Annotated in this window: 19 protein-coding genes; 13 read left to right on the forward strand and 6 right to left on the reverse strand. The window is 62.3% G+C overall.

Annotated elements, in window-relative coordinates; genetic code table 11:
• Positions 1-398 precede the first annotated feature (398 nt).
• Complete coding sequence (locus tag AB5Y82_RS04570) at positions 399-1,163, forward strand: helix-turn-helix transcriptional regulator (protein ID WP_005336490.1); 765 nt, start codon at positions 399-401, stop codon at positions 1,161-1,163.
• A 40-nt stretch (positions 1,164-1,203) separates the two neighbouring features.
• On the opposite strand, the gene AB5Y82_RS04575 is transcribed toward AB5Y82_RS04570, so the two are convergent.
• Entirely contained in the window at positions 1,204-2,034 is an 831-nt protein-coding gene (locus tag AB5Y82_RS04575) for a UTRA domain-containing protein (protein ID WP_031227931.1), read from the reverse strand.
• Positions 2,035-2,232: 198 nt separating this feature from the next.
• Between AB5Y82_RS04575 and AB5Y82_RS04580 the strand changes: the two genes are divergently transcribed.
• From AB5Y82_RS04580 to AB5Y82_RS04605, 6 genes are read left to right on the forward strand one after another with little or no spacing between them, the layout of a single operon-like run.
• Positions 2,233-3,294, forward strand: a complete 1,062-nt coding sequence (locus AB5Y82_RS04580) for an ABC transporter substrate-binding protein (protein ID WP_005355254.1) — start codon at positions 2,233-2,235, stop codon at positions 3,292-3,294.
• A 9-nt stretch (positions 3,295-3,303) separates the two neighbouring features.
• Positions 3,304-4,137: an alkaline phosphatase family protein gene (locus tag AB5Y82_RS04585; RefSeq protein ID WP_368173706.1), complete on the forward strand. Its 834-nt coding sequence runs from the start codon at positions 3,304-3,306 to the stop codon at positions 4,135-4,137.
• Positions 4,137-5,036, forward strand: coding sequence for an ABC transporter permease (locus tag AB5Y82_RS04590; RefSeq protein ID WP_368173707.1), 900 nt, complete (start codon positions 4,137-4,139; stop codon positions 5,034-5,036). The genes AB5Y82_RS04585 and AB5Y82_RS04590 overlap by 1 nt, the downstream gene beginning before the upstream one ends.
• Positions 5,029-5,805: an ABC transporter permease gene (locus AB5Y82_RS04595; RefSeq protein WP_368173708.1), complete on the forward strand. Its 777-nt coding sequence runs from the start codon at positions 5,029-5,031 to the stop codon at positions 5,803-5,805. The genes AB5Y82_RS04590 and AB5Y82_RS04595 overlap by 8 nt, the downstream gene beginning before the upstream one ends.
• Positions 5,806-5,811: 6 nt before the next feature.
• Entirely contained in the window at positions 5,812-6,819 is a 1,008-nt protein-coding gene (locus tag AB5Y82_RS04600; protein WP_368173709.1) for an ABC transporter ATP-binding protein, read from the forward strand.
• Between the two features lie 39 nt (positions 6,820-6,858).
• Positions 6,859-7,512, forward strand: a complete 654-nt coding sequence (locus tag AB5Y82_RS04605) for an HAD family hydrolase (RefSeq protein WP_368173710.1) — start codon at positions 6,859-6,861, stop codon at positions 7,510-7,512.
• A gap of 115 nt (positions 7,513-7,627) precedes the next feature.
• On the opposite strand, the gene AB5Y82_RS04610 is transcribed toward AB5Y82_RS04605, so the two are convergent.
• Positions 7,628-9,262, reverse strand: a complete 1,635-nt coding sequence (locus AB5Y82_RS04610) for a diguanylate cyclase (RefSeq protein ID WP_368173711.1) — start codon at positions 9,260-9,262, stop codon at positions 7,628-7,630.
• Between the two features lie 83 nt (positions 9,263-9,345).
• Here AB5Y82_RS04610 and AB5Y82_RS04615 point away from each other — a divergent pair, with 83 nt between their 5' ends.
• Together AB5Y82_RS04615 and AB5Y82_RS04620 are read left to right on the forward strand one after the other, a co-directional pair.
• The gene (locus AB5Y82_RS04615; RefSeq protein ID WP_111901590.1) at positions 9,346-9,786 is read left to right on the forward strand and encodes a DUF2214 family protein; all 441 of its coding nucleotides are present in this window, start codon (positions 9,346-9,348) and stop codon (positions 9,784-9,786) included.
• Between the two features lie 137 nt (positions 9,787-9,923).
• Complete coding sequence (locus AB5Y82_RS04620) at positions 9,924-10,823, forward strand: DMT family transporter (protein ID WP_019445449.1); 900 nt, start codon at positions 9,924-9,926, stop codon at positions 10,821-10,823.
• Positions 10,824-10,888: 65 nt separating this feature from the next.
• Here AB5Y82_RS04620 and AB5Y82_RS04625 read toward each other — a convergent pair whose 3' ends face one another.
• The 3 genes from AB5Y82_RS04625 to AB5Y82_RS04635 all read right to left on the reverse strand — a co-directional run bounded on the left by AB5Y82_RS04625 (position 10,889) and on the right by AB5Y82_RS04635 (position 13,217).
• Positions 10,889-11,515 carry a glutathione S-transferase family protein gene (locus tag AB5Y82_RS04625; protein ID WP_162632667.1) on the reverse strand — a complete coding sequence of 209 codons (627 nt, stop codon included), beginning with the start codon at positions 11,513-11,515 and terminating at the stop codon, positions 10,889-10,891.
• A 106-nt stretch (positions 11,516-11,621) separates the two neighbouring features.
• Entirely contained in the window at positions 11,622-12,890 is a 1,269-nt protein-coding gene (locus AB5Y82_RS04630) for an O-acetylhomoserine aminocarboxypropyltransferase/cysteine synthase family protein (protein ID WP_111901592.1), read from the reverse strand.
• A gap of 150 nt (positions 12,891-13,040) precedes the next feature.
• Positions 13,041-13,217, reverse strand: a complete 177-nt coding sequence (locus AB5Y82_RS04635) for a hypothetical protein (RefSeq protein WP_111901593.1) — start codon at positions 13,215-13,217, stop codon at positions 13,041-13,043.
• Positions 13,218-13,317: 100 nt separating this feature from the next.
• On the opposite strand from AB5Y82_RS04635, the gene sgrR reads away from it, so the two are divergent.
• From sgrR to AB5Y82_RS04655, 4 genes are all read left to right on the forward strand, one after another.
• Positions 13,318-15,021, forward strand: coding sequence for an HTH-type transcriptional regulator SgrR (sgrR, locus tag AB5Y82_RS04640; protein WP_368173712.1), 1,704 nt, complete (start codon positions 13,318-13,320; stop codon positions 15,019-15,021).
• 145 nt (positions 15,022-15,166) lie between these two features.
• The gene (gene katG / locus AB5Y82_RS04645; RefSeq protein ID WP_335863434.1) at positions 15,167-17,344 is read left to right on the forward strand and encodes a catalase/peroxidase HPI; all 2,178 of its coding nucleotides are present in this window, start codon (positions 15,167-15,169) and stop codon (positions 17,342-17,344) included.
• 265 nt (positions 17,345-17,609) lie between these two features.
• Entirely contained in the window at positions 17,610-18,005 is a 396-nt protein-coding gene (locus AB5Y82_RS04650; protein ID WP_005336457.1) for a thioesterase family protein, read from the forward strand.
• Positions 18,006-18,049: 44 nt separating this feature from the next.
• Positions 18,050-18,751 carry a hypothetical protein gene (locus AB5Y82_RS04655; RefSeq protein ID WP_042081272.1) on the forward strand — a complete coding sequence of 234 codons (702 nt, stop codon included), beginning with the start codon at positions 18,050-18,052 and terminating at the stop codon, positions 18,749-18,751.
• Between the two features lie 36 nt (positions 18,752-18,787).
• Here the strand turns inward: AB5Y82_RS04655 and AB5Y82_RS04660 are convergent.
• Positions 18,788-19,113, reverse strand: a 326-nt coding sequence (locus tag AB5Y82_RS04660; RefSeq protein WP_368173713.1) for a lipase secretion chaperone, incomplete at its 5' end; no start/stop codon positions are given.

Genomic DNA, 19,113 nt, shown 5'->3' on the forward strand with positions numbered 1-19,113 from the left:
CTTGACCTGACCTGCGAATTCAGGGAAAAGAAAAGGGCGGTGCTATCAGCGCCGCCCAATGCCAGGAAAGAGAAAAAACCTTACGGTTTAAAAGATAAAAATTTGGAAGCAAACAATCGATTTCTCAACCAGGAAGGGTCTTGAATTCGATACGTTTCGATTATGCGCGATGTTCTATGCAGCACTAGCAAAATGTTTGCGGGTTGAAAGATATGCACTGTCTGGTGTCAGATTTTGCGACCTCATCGTTCAACTGGTCTGTCCTGATGGGCGTTATAGGCGATTTTTTCTCTAGGCTGTTTTTTCGGTGTCAATATCTGAGCCTTGAAGGTAAAAACAGGTCAGAAGCTGACGCGGCATAACCATGCAATGAAAGTGCGATAACAAGGAAGAGTGGCATGACCTACAGCCAGACCCTGGCCAACAATATTCTCGACACCCTGAAGAAGACCCTGACCGACAAGGGGATCCGCTATCAGACCCTGGCAGAAGCCATGGGTGTCTCCATCGCGACCGTGAAACGGATGATGAACAAGCCCTCGCTGCCGTTCGATACTCTGCTGGAGATCTGTCATTTGGTGGGGCTCTCGTTCGAAGAGTTGCTGGATCGCACTCAGGACGCCCAGAGCCGCCGCGCCGTCTTCACTCAGGAGCAGGATGAGGCGTTTCACAACGAGCCGGGGCTCTACGCCTTTCTCGCCAATATCTTCTGGCGCGACAAGACGCTGATCGATCTCAAGCGGGAGTACGGCCTGACCGATGCCTCCTGCTACCTCTATCTGCGCAAGCTGGAGAAGCTCGGCATTTTGCAACTCGGTATCGACAACAGTTACCACTTCCTGATCAGCGAGCGGATCAGCTTCGAGCAGCACAGCCGTTTCGCCCGCCAGCAGGCACGGCAGGCAATGTCGGTGCTGGGGGAGTATCTGGTGGAGAACATGCACAAGTCGAACAACTATATGGCGCTCTGCCAGTTGCACCTCAACGAGGGAGAGGCGATGGCGCTGATCGACCGGATGAAGGAGTACTGGCATCAGGAGATCAAGCTCAACCGCCCCGCCATCGGTCAGCAGGAGCACGCCAAGACCTACACCATGTCGCTGCAACTGGCCGACTGCGGCTACCAGAGCTTTGACGACATGATCCCCAATATCGACAACTGATGCGGGCGGATCTTGTGGGATCAGCTCTGTTGGCTGGAGTCTAATCGGCGACCCGGGTTTGTTGCAGCTTGCCTGCGAGCGGCTGCAATGCTCGCGTATCCAGACAAATACGGATCGCATCCGGCCGCCAGTGCTCGATATCGCAATCCACCAGACCGCCCCGCTCGTCGTAGTTGACCCGCACCAGCCGCAGCACCGCGCTCCCCTCTGCCAGATTGAGGGCGCGGGCGATGGCGCCGCGCGCCGCCGAGGGGGTGATCTCGAGACTCGCCCCGCCCTGGCCTATGCCATAGCGCTGCTGATAGAGCTCGGTGAGGGAGCTGGCCAGCGGCGCGCTGGCGATATCGGGAAAGCGGCTCGCCAGCAGGTGGTGGCTGACATGGAGCACAGGACGGCCGTCGATCAGTCGCTGGCGGCGGATCTCATAAAGTGGAGTGAAGGGTTCCAGCCCCATCCAGCGGCACAGTTCGCTGCTGGCAAGCTCGCTGCCGTGGGCCAGCACCCGGGTTTCGGCGGTGCGCTGCTGCTCGCCGATCCACTGGTGAAAGTGGGTGTGGATGGCGGGATCGTAGGTGAGGCGGGGCGGCGCCACGAACCAGCCGCGCCGCTCGGCCCGGTAGATAAGGCCATCCGCTTCGAGGCTGGAGAGCGCCTCCTTGATGGTGATGCGGGTGGTGGCGAAACGCTCGCTCAGGGCCCGTTCGGCGGGCAGCTGCTGCCCGGCCCCCAATTGGCCGCTGCCGATATAGCGGCGCAGAGTCTGGCAAATCTGTTCGCACTTGGAGGAGACGCGGCCATCGGCCATGCTCTGTTCGTTCACTCTCTGCTCGCTCAATCTCGGCTCGGTCACACTCTTGTCCCTGTTGCTTATTCAGAAGGCGGGTGGCTGGCCAATCCCTTACTGGAATAGTCCAGCCTCACTCGGGTTCAGAGTTGTAACCGCTGTGGATGACAGCGCCATGACAGGGTGATTGTCATCAAACTGCCATTAAAGCGCCCCGCCACCGTCACAATTCCCCTCTAGCATCCCTCTCGAACCTTAACTGACCTAGTCCAGAGGGATGGGATGATGAAAAGCGTGATCGCAAGTGCACTGGCCATGGTGGCCATCAGCCAACCGTTGTTTGCCACAAATAGCTATGCAGCCGAAAATATCGCGGATCTCGAAAAGGCCGCCCGTGGCGAAGGCCAGCTCCACAGCATCGGCATGCCCGACAGCTGGGCCAACTGGAAGGATACTTGGCAGCAGCTGGGCAGCATCTACGGCATCAAGCATCAGGATACCGACATGAGCTCGGCGCAGGAGATCGCCAAGTTCGCCGCCGAGAAGGCCAATGCCACCGCCGATATCGGCGATGTGGGCGGCGCCTTCGGTCCGGTTGCGGTCAAGCAGGGTGTTACCCAGCCCTACAAACCCTCCACCTGGGCTGATATTCCCAACTGGGCCAAGGATGCGGACGGTCACTGGATGCTGGCCTATACCGGCACCATCGCCTTCCTGATCAACAAGGATCTGGTCAAGGCCGCCCCCACCAGCTGGCAATCCCTGCTGGGTGGCGACTACAAGGTGACCCTGGGTGACGTGGGCGTAGCCTCCCAGGCCAACAACGGCGTGCTGGCGGCGGCCTATGCCACCGGCGGCAGCGAGAAGAATCTGAAACCTGCACTGGAGCTGTTCGGCCAGCTGGCCAAGCAGGGTCGTCTCTCCCTGAACGATCCGACCATCGCCAATATCGAGAAGGGCGAGGTGGAAGTGGGTGTGCTGTGGGACTTCAACGCCCTCAACTACCGCGACCAGATCGACCCCAAGAAGTTTGATGTGGTGATCCCGAGTGACGGTTCAGTCATCGCCGGTTACACCACCATCATCAACAAGTGGGCCAAGAACCCCAACGCCGCCAAACTGGCGCGGGAATACATCCTCTCCGATGCCGGTCAAATCAACCTGGCCCGTGGCTACGCTCGCCCGATCCGCAGCAACGTGACCCTGCCGGATGACGTGAAGGCCAAGCTGCTGCCAGCCGAGCAGTACGCCAATGCCAAGCCGGTGCAGGATCACGCCGCCTGGGAGCAGAGCTCCAAAGCCCTGCCGCGCCAGTGGCAAGAAACCGTCATGATCAACATGCAGTAAGGGAATCCAGTGCAACACAAGGTGATAGTGGTACTTGTGGATGGTCTGGCAGCCGAGGTAACCCACACCATGGGCTACCTCGGTGGCATGGTGGAGGCGGGGCGGGGCCTGCATACGACCCTGAATACTGCCCTGCCGTCTCTCTCCCGACCCCTCTACGAGTGCATCCTGACCGGCGTGCCGCCGGTGGTGAGCGGCATCACCCACAACGGGGTGAGTCGCCTCAGTCTGCATGACTCCATCTTCCATCTGGCCCGCGCCGCGGGCAAACGCACCGCAGCGGCGGCCTACCATTGGGTGAGCGAACTCTACAACCGCAGCCCCTGGCTGGCTGCCCGTGATCGCTTTACTCACGACGAGCAGTTGCCCATTCAGCACGGCTGCTTCTACTGGGATGACAACTATCCCGACAGCCATCTGCTGATGGATGGAGAATGGCTCAGAACCCAATATGACCCCGATTTTCTGCTGATCCACCCGATGGGGGTGGACGATGCAGGCCACAAGTTTGGCCTCGACTCCCGCCAGTACCGCAATCAGGCACGCCGCATGGACAGCCTGCTGGCCGACCTGCTGCCCCAGTGGCTGGCGGAGGGGTATCAGGTGGTGATCACCTCGGATCACGGCATGAACAACGATCTGAGCCACGGCGGCACCCTGCCCGAAGAGCGCACCGTGCCGCTCTGGCTGTTTGGCGATGCCTTTATCGAACGCTGGCCGGATGGGGTAGTGATCGCCCAGACCCAGCTCTGCGCCCTGATGGCCGATCTGTTGGGCATTCCCCACGACAAGCCGGCAGCGCCACCGCTGCTCAAGGCCGCCTTTATGCGCGAGGTGCACTGATGATGCCTGCCACCACCGAGATCCTCGCGGATCAACCCGTGGCCACCAAGCACAAGGTGCGCCGCCACTGGCTGCCTGCACTGGTATTGCTGCCCTTTATCCTCTTGATGATCCTGTTCCAGCTCGCCCCCATGGTGTGGGTGCTGGTGGGCAGCTTTCAGACCCCGGATGGCTGGGGCCTCGACTACTACCGGGAGATTTTGAGCTCCCCCTTCTACCTGCAATCGTTCGGCAACTCATTGCGCATCGCCGGTATCGCCAGTCTGGCGGGGCTTGCCATCGGCACCCTCGGGGCGGCGGCGCTGCGCCACAGCGGCGAGCGGGTCAAGCGGGTGCTGCTGGCCTTTGTCACCATGACCGGCAACTTCAGCGGTGTGCCGCTGGCATTCGCCTTCATCATCATTCTCGGCATCAACGGTGCAGTGACCCTGCTGCTGAAATCCTGGGGATTGATCGACGGCTTCAACCTCTACTCGGGGTCGGGCCTTATTCTCATCTACACCTACTTCCAGATCCCGCTCGCCCTGCTGTTGCTCTACCCGGCGTTCGATGCGCTGCAGGATGAGTGGCCGCAAGCGGCCGCGCTGCTCGGCGCGAGCAAGGGGCAGTATGTGTGGCACGTGGCGCTGCCGGTGCTGACGCCTGCGCTGCTCGGCACCCTGATCATCCTGTTTGCCAACGCGGTGGGGGCCTATGCCTCTGCCTATGCCCTCACCACCGGCAACTTCAATCTGGTGACCATCCGGGTGGCCAGTCTGGTCTCCGGCGATATCTTCCTCGAGTCCAATATGGCGGCGGCGCTGGCAGTGATCCTGATGGTGCTGCTGGGGGTGGTGACGGCCGCCAACCAGTGGCTGCTGAAAAAGAGCTATGTGAACAAGGGGCAATCCCATGCATGATTTGACGCCGCGCTGGCCCAAGTGGGTGCTGGGTGGGCTGGTCGCCACCCTGCTGCTGCCGCTGCTGGCCACGTTTCTCTACTCCATCTCCACCCGCTGGGGGGCGACCCTGCTGCCAGATGGCTTCACCCTCGACTGGTATCTCAAGCTGTGGGGCGATCCGCGCTTTCTGGCGGCGTTTGGCCGCAGCCTCCTGGTCTGCTTCGCCAGCCTGCTGCTGGGGACCCTGGTGCTGGTACCCACCGTGCTGGTGGTGGCTTACTACTTCCCCAAGCTGGATCCCTGGATGAACCTGTTGATCCTGCTCCCCTTTGCGGTGCCACCTGTGGTCTCGTCAGTGGGGCTGCTGCAGATCTACGCCGATGGTGTCCTGCCCATTATCGGCACGCCGTGGATCCTGATCGGCACCTGGTTCACCGTGGTGCTCCCCTTTATGTACCGGGCGCTGGCCAACAGCCTGCAAGGGGTACCGCTCAGGGATTTGATGGATGCCGCCCACCTGCTGGGGGCAAGTAGTCGGCGCGCCTTTCTGCTGGTGGTGATCCCCTGCCTGCGCAAGGGGCTGCTGGCGGCGCTGTTTCTCTCTCTCTCCTTCCTGCTCGGCGAGTTCGTGTTTGCCAACATGCTGGTGGGCACCCGTTACGAGACCCTGCAGGTCTACCTCTACAACATGCGCGCCACTTCGGGCCACTTCACCAGTGCGCTGGTGATGAGCTACTTCCTGCTGACCCTGCTGCTTACCTGGGCGGCCAACAGATTTCATCGGTGAATCAACATGTTCCATCTAGAAGTGAATCAACTGCACAAATCCTACGGCGATACGCCGGTGTTCGAGGGGATCGAATTCGGCATTCGCAAGGGGGAGCTGGTGACTCTGCTCGGCCCCTCCGGCTGTGGCAAATCTACCCTGCTGCGGGCGCTGGCCGGGCTCACCCCGGTGGATGGCGGTCAGGTGCGGGTGGCCGGTGAGGAGATCACCTGGCAGGCGCCCCAGAAGCGGGGCATCGGCATGGTGTTCCAGAGCTATGCACTCTTCCCCAACATGACGGTGTGGGACAACGTTGCCTTCGGCCTCAAGATGAAACCCCAGCCGGGGCGGGAGCTGGCGGCCAGCGTGAAAGAGGCGCTGGCGCTGGTGGAGCTGACCGGTTTCGAGCGCCGCTATCCGGCCGAGCTCTCCGGCGGCCAGCGCCAGCGGGTGGCGCTGGCCCGGGCGCTGGTGGTGCAGCCACGGATCCTGCTGCTGGACGAGCCGCTCTCGGCACTGGATGCCCGCATCCGCCGCAGCCTGCGCCAGCAGATCCGCGAGATCCAGCAGCGCCTTGAGCTCACCACCATCTTCGTGACCCACGATCAGGAGGAGGCGCTCACCATGTCGGATCGGATCTTCCTGATGAACAAGGGCTCCATCGTCCAGAGCGGCACGCCGGAGGAGATCTATACCCGCCCCGCCAGCGAGTTTGTGGCGGGCTTTATCGGCAACTACAACCTGCTTGGCGCCGAGCAGGGCAAGTCGCTGTTTGGCCCCCGTTTTCAGGGCAAGCTGGCGCTGCGGCCTGAGTCCATCACCCTGCTGCCCGCCGGAGCGACCAGCAGCGAACCCAGCCTGCCCGGCATCGTTCGTCAGCAACAGCTGCTCGGCAACGTGATCCGCTATCAGGTGGAGTGCGAGGCGGGGCTGTTGACGGTGGATTGCCTCAACCGTTCGGCTGGCGATCTGCTGGCAACCGGCAGTGCCGTGACCCTGGCGGTGGCCCGGGATCAACTCTGTGAGGTAGCATGACGCCTCGTTTCATTTTCGTTGTTACCGCAAGGAGCCCTCATGGCACTGGCACTGTTTGATCTGGACGAGACCCTGATTGCCGGGGATTCCGCCAGCCTCTGGCTGGAGTACATGGTGGCCGAGGAGCTGGCCCCCGCCAGCATGATCGCCGAGGAGCAGGCCATGATGTCCCTCTACCATCAGGGCAAGATGGATATGCACCAGTACATGGCCTTCACCCTGCAACCGCTGGCGGGCAAGACGCGCCAGTGGCTCGACTCGCTCTGTGCCCGCTTTGCCGAGCAGGTGCTGCGCGAGCGCCTCTACCCCGAGGGGTTGACGCGTATCGAATGGCATCGGGAGCGGGGCGACGATCTGGTGCTCATCTCCGCCTCCGGCGAGCATCTGGTGGCGCCCATGGCGAAGATGCTGGGGATGGATCACTGCGTCGCCATTTTGCTCGATGAGGAGGAGGGGATGTTGACCGGCCAGACCCGCGGCACCCTCAGCTTTCGCGAGGGCAAGGTGGCCCGCATCAACCAGCTGTTTGCCGGCAGGGACCACCTCTGGCAGGGGAGCTTTGGCTACAGCGACTCCCACAACGATCTGCCCATGCTGCGGGCGGTGAGCCATCCCCATGCGGTTAATCCTGCCCCCGCGCTGCGTCAGCAGGCCGAGGAGCTGGGCTGGCCGATGTGGGAGTGGCAGCGCTGAATCGCGCACCGCACAGGCTTAACGTGCAGCAAGAAGCACGATAAACAAAGAGAGAGGCTGGAGCCTCTCTCTTTGTTTTTGCTGACGGCGTTGTGGTTGGTGCTGGCGGCGGTGGCTACCCTTCGTTGGTTTGTTGTCGGGGCTCGCCAAAGGCGGGAATGTCCTCCTCGGCACTCTGGTGAGGGGCGTTGCGCAGCGGGAAGCAGATACGGTTTTTCCCCTCCCGCTTGGCCTGATAGACCCCCTTGTCGGCCAGCTCCACCAGCTCTTTGGCCGAGAGCCCAGAGCGGCTGAAAGCCACCCCGCCGCTGATGGTGATGGTGAGATCGGGTTCGCGCCACTCCAGCTGCTCCACCCCGAGCCGGAACGCTTCCAGCAGTGAGGGGAGCATCGGCTGCTCTTCGCCGTAACGGAAGATCAGCACCAGCTCCTCGCCGCCGTAGCGGCAGAACCAGCCCCACTCGTGGAACAGATTCATGCCCAGCTTGCTCACTCGCTTGAGCACCACATCCCCCGCCTGATGGCCGTGGGTATCGTTGACCCGCTTGAAATCATCCAGATCGAACATCACCACCCCGAAGGGGGCGCCACTGTTGAGCTGCTTCTGCAGGCACTCGTCGAAGAAGCGACGATTGTAGAGCCCAGTGAGCTTGTCCTGATGGGCTTGCAGGCGGATCTGGGCAAAGTCCTGGCTGGCGGCATCCATCTCTTCATAGACCTTGGCCAGCTCCAGCATGCGGCGGCCGTTGTAGGCGATACCGCCGGAGCGGCTGGCGCGGATCAGCAGGGTGATCTCCCCCAGCATCCGGCGGAAGTAGCGGGACCAGAGCAGGGCCAGCAGCAGATAGAGAATGCAGGCGACGGCAATCATCAGCTGCACGTTGATGGAGACGCTGTCGATCACCTGCTGCATGCTGGCAGTCGGCTCGACGCTGAGCAGGATCCAGCGCTGTTCGGGGATGCGGTAGTAGGAGACCATCATGCCGCTGGCATCATCGAGGAAAAAGCCCTGCGGCTGTTGCATCCGGGCCAGCCAGTCGGGGTGGGCGAGGGGTTTGAATACCCGTTCGCGATCCGGATGGGCCAGCACCAGCCCGTCATGGTTGAGCAGGATCTGATAGCCATTGCCCAGATGGTGACTCTGATCATGCCGACTGTTGAGCCAGCTGGCGAGGGGGGTGAGCTGGGTATCCAGCGAGAGTACGCCAACCCGCTTGCCGTCAGGCTCTTCAATCACCCTGGCCAGCGCCATGGTGAGAGTGCCCAAGGTGTAGTCGTAATAAGGATCAGTCCAGACAATCTGTCCGGGATGGCTGGATGCCAGCAGATACCAGGGGCGGGTTCTGGGATCGAACTTCTCGTCGGCCTGCCAGGATGGGTGGATCAGCATCTTGCGATGCTCGGTGCCCACGTAGACGTAATCGAGCTCCATCACCTTGTGATAGGCCTGCCACTGTTGCAGGTAGCGCTCGCCGTTAAGGATCTCCGGGCCGCTGAAATCCCGATAATTTACCTGCTGATAAATGAGCGTAAACTGGCGTTTGAGGGTCGCCAGATAGGGTTCGATCAGGGTATGGAAATACTGGGTGTTACGAGCAATCAGATATTGTTGCTGCTCGTGGCGCAGGGTGCGCTCCATATGCAGGTAGTAGATGCTGCCGAGCAGCAACACAGGGATAAAGAGCAAGAGGAGGCCCAGCCGCATGCGGGTGATCAAAGACCAAGTGTTCTTGGGCTTGGCGGGGGACATGAACAGATCCTTTTCGTCTCGGGTGACACCAGCATATATGATGCGGTGCGGCTCGTCTAAAGGCAGAAAATGAGATGTTTCCGATGCTGAACCACACTCTGCTCTCAATGATTCATTATGGCAGCATAGCGGTGCTAATCCTTGCCCTCTGTGTCGAGTATCTGATCTTTCGGCGCGGCCTGAACATGCTGCGAGTGCGCCGCCTGCTGCTGGCAGATGGGGTGGCGGCGCTGGCGCTCTTCTCCATCTTTACCACCGGGTGTCTGCTGGCCCTCGAGCATGCCAGCTCGGTGGCAGAGATCTTTGCCCATCCTGCCCACGGCCTCAAGATGGGGCTGTTTCTGCTGATTGTTGGCTCCCTCGTTTATCCCAGCCGCCTCTTCTATCGCTGGCGTCGCGCCCTGCGTCTGGGCAAGGCGCCGATGATCTCCATTCAGCAGCACTTCCGGGTGGTGTGGATCCTGCGGGGCAATCTGCTACTGATTGCCCTGTTGGCCGTGTTCACCAAGCCCTCGCTGCTTTAGCACTCGCGGTGCTCAAAAGCAGTGCGATGCAGCGCGTTGAGAGCGAGAGCGAAGACAAAGAGTGGAGACAAGAGGATAGGGAGGCGGGTATCTTGGATCGGATAACCCGTCACGCGCCGATTTAAGGAAGAATCGCCATGCGCTCCAATCTGATGTTGCTGATGGCTGCCACCATCTGGGGTATGGGCTTTGTCGCCCAGCGCCTCGGGATGGATCACATGGGGCCCTATACCTTCAATGGCCTGCGCTTTCTGCTCGGCGCCCTCTCCCTGCTGCCGCTGCTCTGGTGGCTCAAATCCCGACAACCTGTTGCCGTCGCGGGCGACCATCGCCAGCTGCTGATCGGTGGTGTGCTGGCTGGGCTGGTGCTGTTCTGTGCCGCCTCCCTGCAGCAGGTGGGGCTGCTTTATACCACTGCCGCCAAGGCCGGTTTCATCACCGGGCTCTACATCATTCTGGTGCCGGTACTGGGGCTGCTGCTGCGCCACAAGAGTGGTATCAATACCTGGATCGGCGCCTTCATTGCGCTGGCCGGTCTCTATGTGCTGAGCGTCACCGACGAGTTTACCATCGGCTTTGGCGATCTGTTGCAGGTAGTCGGCGCCCTGTTCTGGGCTGTTCACCTGCTGCTGGTGGATCACTACTCCAACCGGGTTGCCCCCATCAAGCTCGCCGGAGTGCAGTTCGTGGTCTGCGGCCTGCTCAGCCTCGCCACTGCCTTTGTCATCGAAACCCCGACTGTGGCTGGTGCCGTGGCCGGTTGGCAGGCGCTGCTCTACGCCGGGCTGGTATCGGTCGGGGTGGGTTATACCCTGCAGGTGGTGGGGCAGCGGGGCGCCCATCCTGCCCATGCCGCCATCATCCTCAGTCTGGAGACCGTCTTTGCCGCCGTGGGTGGCGTATTGCTGCTGGGTGAGACGCTGGATGAGCGCGCCATTGCCGGTTGTGCCCTGATGCTGGCGGGGATGCTTATCTCTCAAATCCGGCTGCGCTGGTGGTGGAAGTCGCGCCGGGACAAGGTGCCCGCGACCAAGTAAACCGCAGCCCGCCGCATAACAAAAACGCCCCGACAGTCGGGGCGTTTTGCATGATGGTTGTTCGGTCAGGGGCGCTGATCCAGCTCGCGCTCCAGCTCTACCGACTTCTGACGGGCCGGATGGGTATTGAGGCGCTGCCAATAGGCTTGCAGATGCGGGAAGTGGGCCAGCTGGCCGCTTTGAGCCAGCAGATCCACCAGGAAGGAGTTCATGATGTCGGCGCCGGAGAGGCGATCCCCCACCAGATAGTGGCGATTTGCCAGTACCTCATTGAGGTAGCCCAGCACCTTGGCACACTCCGCCTTGGCGTAGTCCGGCAGGAAGCGCATCGGGCTGCCATCCTTGCGCACGAACATGTCGAGCAGCAGCGGCAGAATGCCCGAGCTCTCGGCAAAGTGAAGCCACTGCAGGTATTCGGGATACTCCGGGCTATCTGGTGCCGGTGCCAGCCGATCGGCAGCATAGCGGGCGATCAGGTACTCGGTGATGGCGCCCGATTCCGCCAGCACCCGGCCGTCGAACTCGATGACTGGCGACTTGCCGAGAGGGTGAATGGCTTTCAGCTCGGGCGGTGCCAGAAAGGTCGCGGCATCGCGCTGATACGCCTTGATCTCATAGGGCTGGCCCAGCTCTTCGAGCAGCCAGATGATGCGTTGGGAGCGGGATTTGTTCAGGTGGTGCAGGACTATCATAACGACCTCGATTCGGTGGCAGGATGGTGTATACGAGCAGGCGAGGGGGGCGGTTCACCAATGGCTAAAAAAGAGCGGGCTGATGCCCGCTCCCTCGTTGACTGACTCAGGCCTCCAGCGCCTGATCCAGATCCGCCAGAATGTCCTCGATCGCCTCGATCCCCACCGACAGCCGGATCATCTCCGGTTTCACGCCTGCCTTGGCCTGCTCCTCCTCGCTCAACTGGCGATGGGTGGTGGAGGCGGGATGGCAGGCCAGCGACTTGGCGTCGCCGATATTGACCAGCCGCTTGAAGATCTTCAGCGCATCGTAGAAGCGCACGCCCGCCTCGTAACCCTCTTTCAGGCCGAACGAGAGAATGGCCGAGGGGCGACCGGCCATGTACTTCTCCGCCAGCAGATAGTGCGGGTGACCCGGCAGACCGGCATAGCTGACCCAGGCAACCTTGGGGTGATGCTTGAGGTGGTTGGCGACCCGCAGGGCGTTGTCGACGTGGCGCTCCATGCGCAGGCTCAGGGTCTCCAGCCCTTGCAGCAGCAGGAAGGCGTTCATCGGCGCCAGCGCCGCGCCGGTATTGCGCAGGGGCACTGTGCGTACCCGCCCGATAAAGGCGGCCGGGCCAAAGGCCTCGGTATAGACCACCCCGTGGTAGGAGGGTTCGGGTTTGGTCAGCTGGGGGAAGCGCTCGGCGTGATCCGCCCAGGGGAACTTGCCCGAGTCGACCACCACGCCACCCAGCGAGTTGCCGTGGCCGCCGACATATTTGGTCAGGCTGTGGACGACGATGTCAGCGCCGTGTTCGATGGGCTTGCAGAGTACCGGGGTGGCGACCGTGTTGTCGACGATGAGCGGCACGCCACGGGCGTGGGCTACCTTGGCCAGTGCGGCCAGATCGACGATATTGCCTGCCGGGTTGCCGATGCTCTCGCAGTAGACCGCCTTGGTCTTGTCATCGATAAGGGCGGCGATGGCTTCGGCGCTGTCATCCTTGGCGAAGCGCACCTCGACTCCGAAACTCGGCAGCATGTGGGCGAACAGGGTGTAGGTGCCGCCATAGAGCTGCGGGGTGGAGACAATGTTGTCACCGGCGGCGGTCAGCGCCTGAATGGCGTAGGTGATGGCGGCGGAACCTGCCGAGACCACCAGCGCGGCGATCCCCCCTTCCAGCGCGGCCATCCGCTGCTCCAGCACATCGTTGGTGGGGTTCATGATGCGGGTGTAGATATTGCCCGGCACAGCCAGATTGAACAGATCCGCCCCGTGCTGGGCGCTCTCGAACTCGTAGGCCACCGTCTGGTAGATGGGCACGGCGACCGCCTTGGTGGTGGGGTCGTTGGAAAAGCCGTGGTGCAGGGCCAGGGTCGCATCTTTCATCACACACTCCTTGTTGGATGTTGCTTATGGCAGTTATAGATGGATAGACGTCCAATCTATCAGGCCCGTGGCCGATGTAAACAGCAAGATCCGGCAAAGCAATGTCGCCCGCAGGGGATGCGTGTCCCGAGTGGTTGGTATGGCCCGCACTCAGAGACGACGGCGATACTCCTTGTCATCGATCTGGTTCATATCCCACTGCATCAGGCGGTTGAGCTGCTGCATGGGATCCTCGATGAGCGCCAGCGGGCGCGGCAGGATCCGCTTGAAGTAACGGCGCAAGGTCTGCTGGATCCGGATCGGTTTGATGGGATTGGCGTGGCTCATGATGGTGCTCCTCTGCTGTGGTTCTCACGTTCATCAGCAGTATTGAGCTAAAATGCGGAAGTAAAAACTGATGACTTATAGCAACAGGATTTCCTCTTTTATGCCGACCGGTCGCCTCTACCAGCAATTTCAACGACTCGCCCAGCTGCTTGGCAGCGACGAGCGGGAGATCAGCCTCGCCGAGGTGGCGGATCTGCTCTGCTGCACCCCGCGCAACGCTCGCCTGCTGCTGCGGCGGATGCAGGATCAGGGCTGGCTCAGCTGGTCGGCGGAAGCGGGGCGGGGGCGGCGCTCCCGGCTCACCCTGCTCGATAGTCAGGAGAGCCTGACCCGGCGCCGCTTGCGGGATCTGCTCAGTCAGGGCCAGCTGGCGCAGGCGGTACGGCTGGCCGAGGATCGCCTCGATCTGCTCACTCCGCTGCTGATCGAACAGCTCGGTCAGGCCACCCGCGAGGGGCGCCAGATCCTGCGGGTGCCCTACTACCGGCCGTTGCCGCAGTTGCTGCCCACCGGCCCGATGCGCCGCTCCGAAATCCACCTGAGCCGTCAGATCTTCAACGGTCTCACCCGGCGAAATGAGGAAAATGGGGAAATCGAAGGGGATCTGGCCCACCACTGGGAGTGTCTGGGCCCCTGCCACTGGCGCTTCTACCTGCGCCCGGCGGTGCGTTTTCACCACGGTCGCGAGCTGGTGGTGGAAGATGTGATGGAGAGTCTGCTGGTCCTGCGGGATCGCCCGCTGTTTGCCCATCTGGATCGGCTGGAGAGCCCCTGGCCACGCACGCTGGATCTCTATCTCGACAGTCCGGATCCCTGGCTGCCCCACCTGCTGGCGGAGCCGGTGGCGACCATTTTGCCGCGGGAGCTCAAGGGGGAGGCAGGCTTTGCCCTGCAACCGGTGGGCACCGGTCCTTACCGGGTGGCTGTGAACGATCCCCTGCATCTTTGCCTTGCGGCGTTTGACGACTACTTCGGCCTGCGTGCCCTGCTCGACGAGATCGATATCTGGATGCTGCCGGAGCTGGCGGAGCGGCTGGAGACCCACCTGCAGCTTGGGCGTGACAGCCCTGAGCTCGGCACCATGCGCGGCGAATCGGAGCTGGAGTCGGGCTGCTACTTCCTGCTGCAGGACGATCGTTCCGGATCCTTGCAGGATCCCGCCCTGCGCCAGTGGCTCGGCCAACTGCTCAATCCGGTGGCTCTGATGGGGCGGGTCGCCCCCGAGTTGCAACGGGGCTGGACCAGCGCCCTCGGCCTGCTGCCCCACTGGCGCGAAGCGCTGCCCGCGCCCTTGCCCACACCGGCGCAGTTGCCGGGAAGACTGGTGCTCGCCTGCTTCAACCAGCATCTGGAATTCAACGAGTGCGCCAACGCCATGAGCAGCCTGCTGGCCGAACAGGGGATCAGGCTCGAGGTGCGCACCCTCGATTACGGTCGCTGGGTGAGCGGCGAGGATGAGGATGTGGATCTCTGGCTCGGCACCCTCAACCTCGAACATGCCGGCCCCTTTGCCCCCTACGCCTGGTTGCAGGGCACCCCGTTGCTGCGCAAGGTGTGGAGCAGTCAGCATGAGTTGTGGCAGGGGTTGATGCAGTGGCGGGCCAGCGGTGAGGAGCCGGGGCCGCGGGCGCTGCTGGCAACTGTGCAGCAGCAGAGCTGGTTTGTGCCGCTGTTTCACCACTGGCTGGAGCTGGAGAGCCGGGTCGGCGTACACGGGGTGCGGATGACAGCGCTTGGCTGGTTCGATTTTCGCAGCGCCTGGCTGCGGCCCGAGCCGCCCCATCAGCCCGCAGAGGCGCCATAGTTCGTCCAATTTCTGTCGCGGCTGACGGGCGTTCCGTGGCCGCTTGCGTGAAAGATCCGTAAATCGGCCGCTGCTGCACAGTTTGTGTCACGCCTCTGTGCCATGCTGTTTCAGGTTATGGACAGCAGAGCAAATGAGGAAAACGATGAGCAACAATTCAGACAGTTCCGCAGGAAAATGCCCGGTCATGCACGGGGGAACCACTTCCGTCGAGACGTCCAGAATGGAGTGGTGGCCGAAGAGCCTCAACCTCGACATTCTTCACCAACACGATACCAAGACCAATCCGCTGGGGGCCGGTTTCAACTATCGGGAAGCCTTGAAGGGGCTCGATATGGCGGCCCTCAAGCAGGATGTGACCGCCCTGATGACCGACAGTCAGGAGTGGTGGCCCGCCGACTGGGGCCACTACGGCGGCCTGATGATCCGCATGGCCTGGCACTCGGCCGGGACTTATCGCATCGCCGATGGTCGCGGTGGTGGCGGCAGCGGCAACCAGCGTTTTGCCCCCCTCAACTCCTGGCCGGATAACGCTAACCTCGACAAGGCCCGTCGCCTGCTGTGGCCCATCAAGAAGAAGTACGGCAACAAGATCAGTTGGGCCGATTTGATCATTCTGGCGGGCACCGTGGCTTATGAGTCCATGGGGCTCAAGACCTTCGGCTTCGCCTTTGGCCGCGAGGATATCTGGCATCCGGAGAAGGATATCTATTGGGGATCGGAGAAGGAATGGCTGGCGCCCAGCGGCAAGCCGGGCGGTCGTTACTCCGGCGAGCGGGATCTGGAAAACCCGCTGGCGGCGGTGATGATGGGGCTTATCTACGTCAACCCGGAAGGGGTGGATGGCCAGCCCGATCCCCTGAAAACCGCGCAAGATATGCGGGTCACCTTCGCCCGCATGGCGATGGATGATGAAGAGACGGTGGCGTTGACCGCCGGTGGCCACACCGTCGGCAAGGCTCACGGCAACGGCGATGCCAAACAGCTTGGGCCCGAGCCGGAAGGGGCCAGCCTCGAGGAGCAGGGGCTCGGCTGGATCAATCACCACAGCCGCGGCATCGGCCGCAACACAGTGACCAGCGGCATCGAGGGGGCCTGGACCACCCACCCGACTAGGTGGGACAACGGTTACTTCGAGCTGCTGTTCAAGTACGACTGGTGGTTGCAAAAATCTCCGGCGGGGGCCCATCAGTGGGAACCGATCAATATCGCCGAAGAGGATATGCCGGTGGATGTGGAGGACCCCTCGATCCGCTGCAAACCCATGATGACGGATGCCGATATGGCGCTCAAATTCGACCCCGAGTACCGCAAGATTGCCGAGCGCTTCCGTGATGATCCGGCGGCCTTCTCCGACGCCTTTGCCCGCGCCTGGTTCAAGCTGACCCACAGGGATATGGGGCCGAAGAGCCGCTATGTCGGCCCCTATGTGCCGACAGAAGATCTGATTTGGCAGGATCCGGTGCCTGCCGGACGTACCGATTATGACGTGGCGGCGGTGAAGGCCAGGATTGCCGCCAGCGGCCTCTCCATCAGCGAGCGGGTGAGTACCGCCTGGGATAGCGCCCGTACCTTCCGTGGCTCCGACAAGCGGGGTGGTGCCAACGGCGCACGCATCCGGCTGGCGCCCCAGAAGGATTGGTCGGGCAACGAACCGGCGAGGCTGGCGAAGGTGCTGGCGGTCTATGACAAGCTGGCGGCCGAGTGTGGCGTCAGCGTCGCGGATCTCATCGTGCTGGGGGGCAACCTCGCCATCGAGCAGGCAGCCCAGGCCGCCGGAGTGACGGTGAGCGTGCCGTTTGCGCCGGGTCGGGGGGATGCCACTCAGGCCCAGACCGATGTGGCCTCGTTCGAGGTGCTGGAGCCGTTGGCCGACGGCTTCCGCAACTGGCTCAAGCAGGACTATGTAGTGACGGCGGAAGAGCTGCTGCTGGATCGTGCCCAGCTGATGGGGCTTACCGCCTGCGAGATGACGGCGCTGGTCGGCGGGATGCGGGTGCTCGGCACCAACCATGGTGGTACCGGTCACGGGGTCTTTACCGATCGGGTCGGGGTACTCAGCAACGACTTCTTCGTCAACCTGACCGACATGGGCTACCAGTGGCTGCCGAAAGCGAGCAATCTCTACGAGATCCGCGATCGCCGCAGCGGCGCGCTGAAGTGGACGGCCACCCGGGTGGATCTGGTGTTCGGCTCCAACTCGGTGCTGCGCGCCTATGCCGAGGTCTATGCCCAGGATGACAACAAGGAGAAGTTTGTCTGTGACTTCATCACCGCCTGGAACAAGGTGATGAATGCGGATCGCTTCGATCTGCTCGGCTAGTCCCCGAGCCGTTTGGTTATCTGCACCAGCCCCGCACAGCCAAGATGTGCGGGGCTTTTTACTGCCCGCTTTTCTGTGCAGCCCTACAATCCGCCGCGCTGCGACACCCGCTGGCCGGTATCGCAGGGCCGCTGGCATCCCTGTGCTTGGGCCAGCAGTATCATGTAACATGCTGATCCGCTGGTGATGCCCGGCTGCTACCCCATTGGCCACTGATGTCCAATCAACAGGACAAGGACAGAACAAAGAGACAAGGAGTCAACCCATGCTGGAAATGCAGATCCAACCCCGCTTTCAGGAGACGGATGCCCTCGGTCATATCAACAATACGGTGCCGGCGGTCTGGTTCGAATCGGCGCGGGATCCCCTGTTCCGGATCTTTTCCCCGGATCTGGATGTGCATAACTGGCATCTGATCATCGCGGGCTACACAGTGCAGTTCAAACGGGAGCTGTTCTACGGCCAGCCGGTCACCATCAAGACCGGCGTGCGCCGCATCGGCACCAGCTCCTTTACGGTCTGGCAGGAGGCCTGGCAGGGCGGCGAACTGGCCGTCACCGCCGAAACGACCCTGATCCATTTTGACTACCGGGCCCGCCAATCCCTGCCCCTGAGCGATGCTCACCGGGAAGGGCTGCGGGCCTGGCTGACAGAGAGTTAACCACGGGCCGGATGGCCCATCACAGGAGTGTTATGTACAACTCAATGCGCAATACAGCGATCGCGCTGACCCTGGGATTCTGCTCCCTCCCTTCTCTGGCCGCTTCTCTCGCCGAGCAGTTTACCCTGATGGAGAAGGGGGCCGAGAGCGCCCTCGATACCCGTCAATTCAGCCATGATGGCGTCGACATCAAGGCCTGGATCGATGGCGCCCCCGTCATCATCGCCGTGCCCATCATGAACGAGCTGGGCAAGCTGGAAGGGGAGAGCCGCTACTACTTCAAGGGCGGCAAGCTGTTCGGGGTCAAAGAGCCCGCAGCCCAGTTCGCCTTTGACGACAGCGGCAAGCTGACCCAGTGGCTGGACGAGAAGGGCCAGCCCGCCGAGTTCGTCAGCAAGATGAGCATGCAGCAGCGTCAGGAGTGGCTCACCAAGCGGGCCGCCGAGCTGAGCAAACTGTTTGTGGTGAGCGCGGCCGAGCAGAAGGCGGCCAAGGGGGGCGTCAAGCTGAAGGGGGCTGATCTCGCTCACTGGCTCTGCAACGGCAAACTGATGGATCTCGCCCACGGCGACAAGGTGATCTTCGAGCAGGACAAGCTGAAGATTGGCGAGCAGGGGATCGAGGGGGAGGTCTCCCTGCGTCAGGAGAAGGGGTGGCAGGAGCTGAGCCTCAAGTGCGAGGTGCAGGGCACTCAGGTGACCCGCCTCACCTGGCAGCCGCTGCCGGGTGCCAACAAGCCGCAATAAGCGCAGTAGCAAGGGGGCCCATCTCGGGCCCCCTTCTCATTCGGTGTGTGGCTCCCCCAGCTTGAGCCGGGTGAGCGCCTCGACCCGGCGCCACTGTCCGGGCTCGAACCAGCGGGCCAGCAGCTCCTGCTGCTGTTCGGCCCGGGCCTCGTTCGGCAGTTGTCTGAGCTCGGCCAGAAAGCCGCTGAGCTGCTCCTCGAACCCTTGCCGGTTCTGCTCCAGCTGGCGCATCCGATCCACCGCTTCCGGCCCCCCCGTCTCCAGCAGCAGAGCCTCCCGTTTGGCCGGGGCCATCTGCGCCAGCTCTTGCAACTCCTCAAGCAGACGACTGTTGGCCTCCGCCTCGCGAAACCAGCCCGGTT

The sequence above is a fragment of the Aeromonas sp. s13 genome (genome assembly GCF_040907905.1).
In the GTDB taxonomy this organism is placed as follows: Bacteria; Pseudomonadota; Gammaproteobacteria; order Enterobacterales; family Aeromonadaceae; genus Aeromonas; species Aeromonas veronii.